13 protein-coding genes are annotated in these 12,745 nt (G+C 31.2%); 1 reads left to right on the top strand and 12 read right to left on the bottom strand.

Annotated features, from left to right (window positions below; all coding sequences use genetic code 11):
• Window positions 1–16: 16 nt before the first annotated feature.
• The 3 genes from FVF61_RS00825 to FVF61_RS00815 form a co-directional block, all read right to left on the bottom strand.
• On the bottom strand, window positions 17–412 hold the full coding sequence (locus FVF61_RS00825; protein ID WP_148452260.1) for a hypothetical protein: 396 nt from the start codon (window positions 410–412) through the stop codon (window positions 17–19).
• Window positions 413–414: 2 nt separating this feature from the next.
• On the bottom strand, window positions 415–1,434 hold the full coding sequence (gene pheS, locus FVF61_RS00820; protein WP_148452258.1) for a phenylalanine--tRNA ligase subunit alpha: 1,020 nt from the start codon (window positions 1,432–1,434) through the stop codon (window positions 415–417).
• 63 nt (window positions 1,435–1,497) lie between these two features.
• Entirely contained in the window at window positions 1,498–1,854 is a 357-nt protein-coding gene (locus FVF61_RS00815; protein WP_148452256.1) for a hypothetical protein, read from the bottom strand.
• 51 nt (window positions 1,855–1,905) lie between these two features.
• Between FVF61_RS00815 and FVF61_RS00810 the strand changes: the two genes are divergently transcribed.
• A complete protein-coding gene (locus tag FVF61_RS00810) occupies window positions 1,906–2,442 on the top strand; it encodes a CvpA family protein (protein WP_148452254.1) in 537 nt (178 codons plus the stop codon).
• Between the two features lie 35 nt (window positions 2,443–2,477).
• Here the strand turns inward: FVF61_RS00810 and FVF61_RS00805 are convergent, their stop codons facing one another.
• From FVF61_RS00805 to FVF61_RS00765, 9 genes are all read right to left on the bottom strand, one after another.
• Window positions 2,478–4,343, bottom strand: coding sequence for a SulP family inorganic anion transporter (locus tag FVF61_RS00805; RefSeq protein WP_148452252.1), 1,866 nt, complete (start codon window positions 4,341–4,343; stop codon window positions 2,478–2,480).
• A 10-nt stretch (window positions 4,344–4,353) separates the two neighbouring features.
• Window positions 4,354–4,989, bottom strand: a complete 636-nt coding sequence (gene can / locus FVF61_RS00800; RefSeq protein WP_148452250.1) for a carbonate dehydratase — start codon at window positions 4,987–4,989, stop codon at window positions 4,354–4,356.
• Between the two features lie 172 nt (window positions 4,990–5,161).
• Entirely contained in the window at window positions 5,162–7,024 is a 1,863-nt protein-coding gene (locus FVF61_RS00795; protein WP_199757240.1) for a SulP family inorganic anion transporter, read from the bottom strand.
• 33 nt (window positions 7,025–7,057) lie between these two features.
• Window positions 7,058–7,687, bottom strand: a complete 630-nt coding sequence (locus FVF61_RS00790; protein ID WP_148452246.1) for a carbonic anhydrase family protein — start codon at window positions 7,685–7,687, stop codon at window positions 7,058–7,060.
• A gap of 113 nt (window positions 7,688–7,800) precedes the next feature.
• Window positions 7,801–8,094 (bottom strand): hypothetical protein, encoded by a 294-nt coding sequence (locus tag FVF61_RS00785; RefSeq protein WP_148452244.1) that lies wholly within the window; start codon window positions 8,092–8,094, stop codon window positions 7,801–7,803.
• A gap of 65 nt (window positions 8,095–8,159) precedes the next feature.
• A complete protein-coding gene (locus FVF61_RS00780) occupies window positions 8,160–8,918 on the bottom strand; it encodes an SH3 domain-containing protein (RefSeq protein WP_148452242.1) in 759 nt (252 codons plus the stop codon).
• A complete protein-coding gene (locus FVF61_RS00775) occupies window positions 8,915–10,690 on the bottom strand; it encodes a BatD family protein (RefSeq protein WP_148452240.1) in 1,776 nt (591 codons plus the stop codon). The genes FVF61_RS00780 and FVF61_RS00775 overlap by 4 nt, the downstream gene beginning before the upstream one ends.
• Window positions 10,691–10,719: 29 nt before the next feature.
• Window positions 10,720–11,577 carry a tetratricopeptide repeat protein gene (locus tag FVF61_RS00770; protein WP_148452238.1) on the bottom strand — a complete coding sequence of 286 codons (858 nt, stop codon included), beginning with the start codon at window positions 11,575–11,577 and terminating at the stop codon, window positions 10,720–10,722.
• Window positions 11,578–11,691: 114 nt separating this feature from the next.
• Window positions 11,692–12,729 carry a vWA domain-containing protein gene (locus FVF61_RS00765; RefSeq protein WP_148452237.1) on the bottom strand — a complete coding sequence of 346 codons (1,038 nt, stop codon included), beginning with the start codon at window positions 12,727–12,729 and terminating at the stop codon, window positions 11,692–11,694.
• Window positions 12,730–12,745 lie beyond the last annotated feature (16 nt).

The following is a 12,745-nucleotide window of genomic DNA, read 5'->3' as shown; positions in this document are numbered from 1 at the left end:
TTATATTATCAATTTGCTATTTCATCAAAACACCTTTTACATCCATTAATGGAATAGGCTGCAAAGCATTTAAATTAATGGTGTTTTTTCTAAACAGAAACGTTTTGTCATACATAATGTTTCCTTCAAAAAAAGAAACTTTAAAGGTGTTATTTAAAGCAAATAAGTTTTCTTGCATCAATTCTATTTTAGCATAACTTTTTGCTGGAAGCTTTTCTAATTTTTTTCTAAAAGTTGAGGTTATTTTGTCCTCATTATAACCTGAAGTTACAATAAGTATCATTTCTAAATCAACATCTTTATCGTTAATAATATAGGCGTTCCAATCTTGAGTTTTATAGATGTCGTTATACTCGTTTACAACAGCAATGTAAACATCGGTTACCTTAGGAATTTTAATGTCTTTTTTCAAAATTATAATGCCGACTTAAACTGCTCTAAAAAACGAACATCGTTTTCACTAAGTAATCGGATATCTCCAATTTGGTGAAGTAACATAGCAATTCTGTCTATTCCCATTCCAAAAGCAAATCCAGAATATTCTTTAGAGTCGATGCCACAGTTTTCAAGAACATTAGGGTCAACCATCCCACACCCCATAATTTCTAACCAACCTGTTCCTTTAGTAATTCTGTAATCTATTTCTGTTTCAAGTCCCCAATACACATCTACTTCTGCGCTTGGTTCTGTAAAAGGAAAATACGAAGGACGTAAACGAATCTTAGATTTTCCAAACATTTCGGTTGTGAAATATTGTAAGGTTTGTTTTAAATCTGCAAAACTCACATCTTTATCTATATATAAACCTTCTACTTGATGAAAGAAGCAATGTGAACGAGCCGAAATAGCTTCGTTTCTGTAAACACGACCAGGAGATATAGTTCTTATTGGTGGTTTGTTGTTTTCCATATAACGCACCTGAACCGAACTAGTATGTGTACGTAATAAAATATCTGGATTGGTTTGAATAAAAAACGTATCCTGCATATCTCTTGCAGGATGATATTCTGGCAAGTTTAAAGCTGTAAAGTTGTGCCAGTCGTCTTCGATTTCCGGACCTTCACTAACATTAAAACCAATACGAGAAAAGATATCGATAATCTGATTTTTTACAATAGATATTGGATGTCTTGCTCCAATTTCTATAGGCTCTCCAGGACGAGATAAATCGCCATAAATACCTTTCACTTCTTCTTTGCTTTCAAGCTCTTCTTTTAAAACATTGACTTTATCTTCAGCCGTTTTTTTAAGAGCATTGATAACCTGACCAAATTCTTTTTTCTGATCGTTTGCTACATTTTTGAACTCAGCAAAAAAGTCGTTTAACAAGCCTTTTTTACCTAAATATTTTATACGGAAAGCTTCAATCTCTTCTTTAGATTGAGTTTGAAATGCTTCAGCTTCAGCTATGAGTTCTTTTATCTTATCTATCATGATATCGTTGAAAATGAGTGCAAATTTAGTGATTTCAAAATAATTTGAAGGTAAGGTCTAAGATTAATCTATAAATTGAGTTTCTAGAAAATAACTTACAATTGCTTCTTTCATTAAAACACTTTGTTCTCCAGCTTTTAAACTAGGAAGTTGTTCTTTTACTTTATAGTGAGGCCAACCTTCTTCGTCAAAAAAATCGAACTCATAAAACCCATAAGGTTCTAAAAGCCTGCAAATAGCAATATGCATCAGATCTAGTTTATGATCTTTTTTAAATTTATTGTGTAACTGACCTAATTCTTGTACACCAATTAGGTAAATAATAGCATCTAAATCTAACATATCTCCATCGGCAAATTGATTGGATAGTTTGCTTACTATCAAATCCCATCGATGTTTTAATTGTTCGTCTCTTGACATAATAATTTTAAAGTTGCAAAGTTAATTTATATTTGTTTAAAATCTATTAATATGAATGTTTTAGATATTGTTTTGGCTGCTTTATTACTTTTTGGATTGGTAAAAGGGGTTTTGAAAGGTTTTTTTGTTGAAATTGCTTCTTTAGTTGCATTAATTGCTGGCATTTATGGAGCCATACATTTTAGTAATTATGCTGCAGAAATACTTGTAGAACAAGTAGATTGGAGTGAACAAACGGTAAACATTACAGCTTTTGCTATTACTTTTGTTGTTATAGTTTTAGTTATTTCTTTAGCTGGAAAAGCATTAACCAAATTAGCTGATTTTGCTGCTTTAGGATTATTTAATAAAATACTAGGTGGTGTTTTTGGAGCTTTAAAAATTGGTTTAATTTTAAGTATAGTATTAATTATTTTTGATAAAATGAATAAAACCATTCTTTTTGTTGATGAAGATAATATAGAGGATTCCACACTTTATAAGCCTGTTAAAACTTTAGCACCAATGATTTTTCCAAGTATTGTAAATGTAGAACCAGGTAATGAAGAAAATAATTCAGAACAAGAAAACCCTGAAAATGTAAATTAAAAAAAGCCACTTATTAAGTAGCTTTTTTAGTAGAGTTAGACTTTGTTTTTAACGTTTGCTTTAACCCATTTTAAACAATCGTTAAAATTAGCAAACAAGTATTCTTCAGGGATTAAACCTGGAATAATATCTATACGTTCCATTAAATATCTTGGTTGTTCTAATAAACCAACAATTAAAATATTTATGTTTTTCTTTTTTAAATCGATTAAAACATCTTCTAAAGCGTATAAACCAGATTGATCAATATATGCCATTCTTCCAGTTCTAATAATGACTGTAGATGCTGTTTTAGGAATTTGATCAGCAAGAATTTGGAAATCGCTTGTAGTACCAAAGAATAAAGGCCCTTTTATATGTTTTATAAACACTTCTTGTTTTAAATAATCAGGAAAATTGGCTTCATCATCCCAAGCTTTTTCATTAGCTAATGATTTAAGATCAGAACGTTTTGATGTAAGATCTCCAATTTTTTTCATAAACATTAAAGATGCAATTACTAACCCAATACCTACAGCATATACTAGATTCCAAAAAGTAGAAAGTAGTAATACTACTATCATGATTAGCACTTCTGAACTTATTTTTATTGGACCAATTTTCATGTCTTTTGGCATGCTAGGTATGGCTTTTAGTCCTTTGTAATCCATAACACCAATACCAACAGTAATGAGTATTCCTGCTAAAACTGCAGCTGGGATTTGAGAGGCTACGGGACCTAATAAAAGAAGGATTAATAACAACATCACACCAGAGATCATTCCTGAAAGCCTTGTTTTTCCTCCAGCATTAATATTTACAACGGTTCTAATGGTGGCTCCAGCTCCTGGTAATCCTCCAAATAAACCAGCAATACTATTCCCAATTCCTTGTCCAATAAGTTCTTTGTTTGGATTGTGTCTTGTTTTAGTAACATTATCTGCAACAACACTAGTTAATAATGAATCTATAGCTCCAAGAATGGCAAGAGTAAATGCTGTAAAAATATAAGGTGAAAGATTCCCAAAATTAAATTCTGTAAAGATTCTTAAATTAGGAATAGGAAAACCTCCAGGAATTTCTTCAATAGGTCTATAATTTAAGCCAAAACCTACTGCAATTCCAGACATAATAATAAGTGCTACAAGTGTGCTAGGAATTACTTTTGTAATGCGTTTAAAGGCATAAATAATAAAGATTGTACCTAGTGCTAATAGGAGTTCTAACCAATTAATGTGCTGTAAGGCTCTTGGAATAGCTTTTACAGACCCTAAAGCACTTGTAGCTGAATTTCCTGCTAATATTTGAGACTCTTTTAAAATGTCTTCTTCAGTTATTTGCTGCGCTCGATTGTTGGTTTCATTGAAGTTTTTCAAAACTAAAATACCTTCATTCGTTTCTTCTTTTAGAATGTCTTTTAGAATCATTTCTTCAGCTTGTGGCTTGTATTGATTGACTAATTCTACATCTTCACCTGGATAATAACCAATGGCAGGTAGTATTTGTGTGATTAATATAATTAGTCCAATAGCTGTCATAAATCCTGAAATTACAGGATATGGTATGTATTTTATATATTTCCCAAAACCAAAAAGACCTAGAGCAACCTGCATGACACCAGCTAAAATAAAAACGGCTAAAATAATTGGAAGCGATTTGCTAACATCACCTTCATTTAAAGCAAGAAGTCCAGAGATTAAAACCATACTTACTGCTGTTAATGGTGCAGTAGGACCAGAAATTTGTGTATTAGTTCCACCAAAAAATGCAGCAAAAAAGCTCAAGAAAATGGCTCCATAAAGACCAGCACTTGGGCCTAAACCAGAAGATACACCAAAAGCCAAAGCTAAAGGTAAAGCAACTATTCCTGCTGTAATACCACCAAAGGCATCACCTTTAAAGTTTGAGAAAAAGTTTTTCATTTCAATTATTTTAAAAATTAAGTTGATAAACGTCGTCTAATTCAGAATCGTTACTAATGTTTACACCTAAATCTTTTACCACTCCAGAGGTTAAAGCGTAAACCCAACCATGTAAGCTAAGTTCTTGTCCATTTTTCCATGCAGATTGAACAATAGATGTTTTAGAAAGATCGAACACTTGTTCTATAACATTGAAATCAACAAATTTATTGAAGCGTTCAGTTTCGTTTTCTATAGCATCTAATTCATTTTTATGAAGTCTATAAACATCTTTAATGTGTCGAACCCAGTTATCAATTAGTCCTATAGAATCATTTCCCATGGCAGCTTTAACACCACCACAGCCATAATGACCACAAACTATAATGTGTTTTACTTTTAGGACATTAACAGCATAATCAAGCACGCTTAACATATTCATATCTGTATGCAAAACCATGTTTGCTATGTTTCTATGAACAAAAACTTCTCCTGGTTTTGCTCCAATAATTTCATTTGCAGGTACTCTACTATCTGCACAACCAATCCATAATAGTGGAGGGGTTTGACCTTTAGATAAATCAAGAAAATAGTTATCGTCTAATTTTAATTTATCGGCAACCCATTTTTTGTTGTTTTCTAATAAACTTTTATAAAAATCACTCATAAACTTAATTTTGAAGTGTTAGTGTTAGTTTTTTTAAAGATACTATTATTAATTATATAAGTATTGAAATAGAAAAAGTAAACAAAATATAAGAAGTTTAGCAACTAAAAAAGCCACTCCATTCCTAAATTAATATAAAGGATGAGTGGCTTTTTATAACTTCTAACCTTCTTTAATGTTTATCCTTAACGTGTTCTTTAATCCATTTCACACAGTCTTTAAATGTTGTAAAAATCTGCTCTTCTGGAATGAAGTCAGGAATAATATCAATACGTTCCATCATATATCTTGGTTGTTTTAAAAGACCAACAAAAACAACATCTATATTTCTCTTTTTCAAATCTAATAACATGTCTTCCATTGCATATAGTCCAGATTGATCCATATATTGCATACGTCCTAAACGCATAATAACATACGAGGCTGTATCTGGAATTTGTGCAGTAAGTTGTTGAAATTCGCTAGTTGAACCAAAGAACAAAGGTCCTTTTAAATGTTTGATAAAAACCTCTTCTTTTAAACGTTCTGGGAAATTTGTTTCATCTTTCCAAGCTTCTTCTTTAAGAGGCTTCACATCACTTCGTTCAGCTGTTAAATCGCCAATTAATTTCATAAACATTAAGGATGCAATAACTAAACCAATTCCTACAGCATAAACAAGGTTCCAAAAAGTAGAAAGCAGTAATACAATTAGCATTATCATAACTTCTGAACTTAATTTAAATGGTCCTATTTTAATATCTCTTGGTAAACTTGGAATAGCTTTAAGACCTTTATAATCCATTACACCAATACCTACAGTTATTAAAATTCCTGCTAAAACAGCTGCTGGAATTTTTGATGCAACTGGTCCAAGCCCTAATAAGATTATTAATAACATAACACCTGCTATCATTCCAGAAAGTTTTGTTTTCCCTCCAGAAGTAATGTTTACTACGGTTCTAATTGTTGCTCCTGCTCCAGGAATACCTCCAAAAACGGCAGCAATACTATTACCAATTCCTTGACCAACTAATTCTTTATTAGGTTTGTGTTTTGTTTTAGTCATATTGTCGGCAACAACACTTGTTAGTAAAGAATCTATTGCACCTAATAGAGCTAAAGTTAATGCCGTAAAAATATATGGCATAATGCTATTTAAATTAAAGCTAGTAAATATTTCTAGATTAGGTATTGGAAGTCCACTTGGAATTTCTTCAATAGGTCTATAATCTAGGCCAAAACCAACGGCTATTCCAGACATAACTATTAATGCGACTAATGTGCTTGGTACAGCTTTTGTAATGCGTTTAAAACCATAAATAATAAAAATAGTTCCTAAAGCCAAAATAAGTTCTAACCAATTAATATTTTGAAGAGCTCTAGGCATTGCTTTTATAGCACCTAATGCTCCAGAAGCTTCTTTTGCAGCAAGCGTTTGAGATTCTTTTAAAATAGCTTCTTGTGAAATTTCTCCAGCTCTAGAAATAGTTTCTTGAAAATCTTCCAATACTAGAATACCTTCACCAGCTTCTTCTTTTAAGATATTTTCTAAAATAACCTCTTCGGCTTGAGGTTTAAATTGGTTTACATATTCTGCATCTTCTTTTGGGTAGTAACCTAATGAAGGTAACACTTGAGTTAATAATATTATAACTCCAATTGCTGTCATAAAACCAGAAACTACAGGGTATGGAATATATCTTATATATTTACCTAGACCGAGTACACCAAGACCTACTTGCATAAGTCCAGCTAATAAGAAAACAGTTAATATTACAGGCAAAGCTTTATTAACATCTCCATCGTTAGTTGCAATAATGCCAGCTATTACAACCATACTAACAGCAGTCATAGGAGCAGTAGGTCCAGATATTTGTGTGTTAGTTCCACCAAAAAGTGCTGCAAAAAAGCTAATAAAAATAGCTCCATAAAGTCCGGCTGTAGGACCTAACCCTGAGGATACACCAAAGGCAAGTGCTAATGGTAAAGCCACAATACCAGCAGTAATTCCTCCAAAGGCATCACCTTTAATATTTGAGAATAAGTTTTTCATAAATGTTAGTTTAATTTTAAGTTAAAGAAAATATTACTCATAAAAAGTTACTGCTCCTGTATTTATATCATACATAGCTCCAACAATCATAATTTCTCCATTGTTTTGCATATCAGCTAAAACATCACTTTCTTCAATAATTCTTTCAATAGTTAGTTGCACGTTTTTCTCAGATACATGATCTACAAAGTCAAGGTTAGAAGAGTTTCTTAAATTTTTGTCCTGAGGCTCTGTTACAGCTTTTACTGCTGGTTTAATTTTTGCTAACATACCTGTTAAGTTACCAAGTTTAGCATCATCGCAAGCACCTTTTACAGCACCACAACTTGTGTGACCTAACACCACAATAAGTTTTGTGCCAGCAAGTTTACAAGCAAACTCCATACTTCCTAAAATATCTTGGTTTACAAAATTTCCTGCAATACGAACACTAAAAATATCGCCTAATCCTTGGTCAAAAACCAATTCTGCTGAAACTCTAGAATCAATGCAACTTAAAATAGTAGCAAATGGAAATTGTCCATCACTGGTATCGTTAACTTGTTCTAATAAGTTTCTGTTTGCTTTTAAATTATTTTGAAATCTAATATTTCCTTCTTTTAAATAATGTAATGACTTTTCTGGTGTCATTGTTGCCTGTGTTTCTCTAGTATGTGCTTTCATTTTTAATAGTTTTTGAACATATAATAATTAGTACTTTTTTCAATCATATAGTTGATTAAAAAGCTGTTTTTTTAATAATCATAGGTTGACTGAACAACCTAAAATAGAGTTTATTAAATGTTCTTTTGAGGAGGAGGTGAGATGAGGTTTAAATGAGGTTTAGGATATTTTTTGAAGCAATAACCTAAATTATTTTCAGCAGAAGTAAATACCAAATCTGATTCATTTGAAACTTCTTTTGAATATAAAACATCTTTAAGTTTTTCATGTCCTCTTTCTTCTTCTTCGGAAGTAGAGTATATAATAGAAATGTCAATAGAATCATCAACTATCATAATAACAGTTGGCGTAACTATAAACAGTAAAAAAATTACTGATAAACATATAGAAACTACTTTTTTTGACATTTTATTTTTTAAATATATACGATTGCAAATATAATGTTTTAAATTCTTAACGTGTTATTTGAATATTAAATATCACTTAATGCTTTTAAATCATCATTTATAATCCAGCCGGTTTTACCGTCTGAAAGTTTAATTTTTTTCCAGTTATTAACTGTATCTAAAATTTGAACCTTAGTACCTTCGTGTAGTATAAAAGCTTCAGTGCTGCGTAAATTTGGTTCGCTTTTTACTTGGCTTTCCTGAGCAAATACAATAGCTGGACGATTCTTTTTATCTAAATTAAATTTATGAAAAGCAAAAGCTATTGTGATACATGTTAATCCAACACAAACCATACTGCTTATAAAAGATACTCTTTTTCTTGTGGTTGAATACGCAAAATAATAGAATAGAAAAAGAGCTACAAATAAGCATACAAAAATAATAGAAATTTTAGCCCAAGAGTCAAAACTCAATTTATTGGTTATGTTCTTTATATAGTTAGATAACCCAACCTCAGGAACAGAACCAATAGCGTCTATAGTCATATTTCGAGCAAATGCTGCATTATTTTGTATTTCTCTATCGTTAGGAGCAAGTTGCAAAGCTTTTTCATAATAAAAAATACTAGGAGCAATATGATTTAATTTATAATGTGCATTTGCTAAATTAAAATACAATTCTGCAGAGTGTTCTCCATTATTTAAAATGGCTTCATATTTTAAAATGGCTTGATCGAAATCTCCCTCGTTATATAACGCGTTACCTTGTTCGAATAAAGAGCCATTTTGAGCTATAGATGAAAAGCTCAATAAAAATGCAAATATGTAAACTAACTGTTTCATTTAAATTGTTTGTCTATGGCTGAAATGGTTGAAGCTGCTTTATCGTAATCTTGCTGCATTTCTACATTTGTAATAGGCGTATAACGAGCTAATTCGCAGTTCTTTAAAATTTGTATAAACTCTAATACAATAATGTTGTTAACCTGTCTGCTTGTTAATAGGTTTTCAATTTTATCTTTAGCTAAATCGCTAGTTTCTATATTTAATTTAGCTTTTAAATAGTTATGTAATGCTTTTTCTAAAGCCACATAGAATGCTTCTTTTTTACCTAATGCTTTTTTAGCTTCGCTTAAATATTTCTTAGCCAATTTATCAGCTTTTCTAATTTTATTACCAACTACATCTGCATCACGTTCTTGTTTTTTCTTTCTAATTATTAATGCTAATGGTATTGCTAAAAGAGGTAATAATAATCCGGTCCAAAAACCTGTTGACTTAAAAAAGTAATTTGGTTTTATTGCAGTTAAATTAGTATTAGTTTTTATAAATGCAAATTGCTGGTTATTAACAACCACAGGCTGTTTTCCATTGTTAACAGAAGCTATATTGTTATCTGAAGAAGTTGTATTAGTTGGACCTTCAAGGACATTGATTACTATTTCGCCTGAAGAAATACGTTTATAAGATTCAGTTTTTAAGTCGAAATAAGAGAAAGAAATACTTGGAATTGGGTATTTCCCTTTAAATTGTGGAACTATAGTATAACTATCTGAGATACCACCTTGCATGCCATTTAAATTTGTTGAAACATTTTCTGTATGCTCAGGCTCATAAACTTCTAATGAACTTGGCAAGGTTAACTTTGGCAATTCAAATAATTTTAAATTTCCGTTTCCTTTTACTTCAACTCTAGCTTGTAAAGATTCTGAAGCATTTAATTCTGTTTTAGTAGTTATAACATTAAACTCGAAATCACCAACAGCTCCTGTAAAATCTGCTGGTTTTCCATTTAGAGGCAATTCTTTTACATTAATAGTTCTACTACCTGCAGAAATGGTTTTATGACCTTGAGTCATTAACCTTCCACCAAAAATATCTCTTCTGTTTGTAGGCACTTCTATAGTAACATCTAAACTTAATGGTTCAATCTCTAACTTTCCTGTTTTTTGAGGATAAAGTACTGTTTTACGTAATACAACAAATCTATAATCTTCACCTTTATAAGTTCCATTTTGAACTTTAAGTCCTTTAATATCTATATTCTGGCTCCAAAAATCATTATACCTAGGATTGTCTTTTTCTCTCCAGTTACTAACCCCAGTATCTGGAGATACGTAAAGTTTATATACAACTGTAATGGCTTCGTTTAAATAAGGATTTGTATTTGAAACCTCTGCAACTAAATGAATGTTATCTGCTGCGATAGTTTCAGGATTATTTGGATCGTTTGGATTATTAACAGCAGCAGTAACAACAATAGTAATTGGTGAGGTTTTATAAACGTCACCATCTATTTCTATAGAAGCTTGTTTTATTGAGAATGTCCCTCTTTGTTTTGGAGACAAAAAATAGCTGTAAGTTTTTTTATAAGATCGTTTCCCATTAACCCAAGAGGTACTCACAGCTTGGTTTGGACCACCAATAACTGTGAAATTTTGAAAATCTGGAGGATTAAAATTATCTCCATCCTGATTCATTTCAAAATCTACACGTAGTCTTTCGTTAATACCAAGTTTTTTCTTGCTTACTTTCGCTTCAAATGATATTTGAGCGCTAGCAATACTAGTACTAAGTACAATTAGAATTAATGATATATAGTTTAATAATTTCATTTTTACAGATAAGAGTTCTCGAGTTTAGATTACCAATCTTTTTCTGTTTGAATTTTTACTCCTTTTTGTTTTTCGGCATTCATTTTTTCTTGAACTTTTTGTTCTTGATTGTTCATGGCTTCTAACAAATTTTTTACTTGTTGAGGAGACAATTGTCCTTGTTGAGGTTTTGGTTGTTGCTTTTCTTGATCTTCACCTTTGCCTTGATCTTGTTTATCCTCTTTAGGTTTTCCTTCATCATCTTTTTCGTCTTCTCCATCTTTTTTATCTTGATCACCTTTGTCTTGCTGGTCTTCTTTATTATCTCCTTCTTCCTGATTTTGTTTATCTTGGTTGTCTTTGTTTTCGTCTTGATTTTGATCCTGATCCTGGTCTTTATTCTGGTCGTCTTTATTATCGTCTTGTTGTTCCTGATTATCTTTTTGATCTTCAGCACATTTTTTAGCTAATGCTAAATTATAACGTGTTTCATCGTCAGTTGGGTTATTTCTCAAGGCGTCTTTATAAGCATCTACAGCTTCTTGACATTGATTATTTTTCATCAAAATATTACCAATATTATGAAATGCTTTATGTTTTTCTTCTTTTGAAGTTGCACTTTTTGTGGCTTGTTGTAGTCTATATAAAGCTTCGGTAAAGCTACCTTCATTATAATAAGAAGTTCCTAAATTATAGGCACCTGCAACAGTAGTTGGCTGTTTAGAAATAGCTTTTCTATATGCCATTTCTGCTGAAACAAAATCGTCGTTAACGGCTAACTCATTACCTTCATATACATAATTATTAGCTTTTTTTAAAGCTTCTAATCGTTCCTTTTCTTGGTCTTTGTCTTGAGAAAATCCAGTAACAGAAATAATAGTAAATATGTAAATTAATAGTTGTTTCATTTTTTACTTATCTTCTTCTTTAAGCAATTTCAAATATATAAAACACTTGTATGACTGATAGTTAAAGCTTTTATAAAATTTTGGGATACCAAACGAGATGTAATTTGATAAAATTTATAGATTTTCGTTAAATAAATTTAACTTTTTTAACCAAGATGTTTTTCGTTCTAATAAAAAGATATCTATAAATAAAAAGGCTATTGCAAAAGCCAAAAACCATTGAAACTGATCTTTAAAATCTGCAAATTGTTTAGCTTCAAATTCTTTTTTGTCCATTTTATTAAGAATATCTCTAATGTTTTCTACAACATCATTCGTGTTCTCTCCATTGATATAGGCTCCATTAGCCTCTTCTGCAATTGATTTAAGTGTTTCCTCATTTAATCGAGTAATAACAGTTTCACCATTATTATCTTTTTTATAATTTAGAATAATGCCATTTCTCTTAATTGGAATTGGACCTCCTTTTTCGTTACCAACACCAATTGTAAAAATTCTTATGCCTTCTTCGCTAGCTTCTTCAGCTACTTTGGCTGCATCTTCACTATGGTCTTCACCATCTGAGATTATAATCAAAACTCGGTTGGTTTGCTCGTCATCATCATAATAAGTTTTAGCTAATTCAATTGCTTCGTTAATGGCAGTTCCTTGTGAAGATAACATGTCTGTATTCATGTTTTGAAGAAACATTTTTGCCGAAGCATAATCTGTTGTAATTGGTAATTGCGGAAATGCCTTTCCAGCATAAGCAATAATTCCAACACGATCGCTTGCTAGATTATTGATAATTTGTGTAACTAATTGTTTTGCTTTTTCTAATCTGTTTGGCGCAATATCTTCAGCTAGCATACTTTTCGATACATCAACTGCAAAAACTATGTCTACACCTTCGCGTTTAACGGTTTCTAGTTTGGTTCCAATTTTAGGATTTACCAAAGCTATTGCTAATGATGCTATTGCCAAACATAATACAACAAGTTTTAATATGGCTTTAAAAAGCGATTGGTTTGGGCTTAATTTTTTTAATAGTTTTATATCTGCAAATTTCTTTTGCGCATGGCGTTTCCAAAGTTGAAGCACCAAAAAGAATAGGATTAATACAGGAATAATCGCTAAAACCCAAAACCATATTTTTTCTTCTAATTGATACATTAAATGTTTATTTGTT

The organism is Xanthomarina maritima (genome assembly GCF_008084905.1).
GTDB lineage: Bacteria > Bacteroidota > Bacteroidia > Flavobacteriales > Flavobacteriaceae > Xanthomarina > Xanthomarina maritima.
Note: the sequence above shows the minus strand (reverse complement) of the source record. Positions and strands in the feature narration are given on the sequence as shown.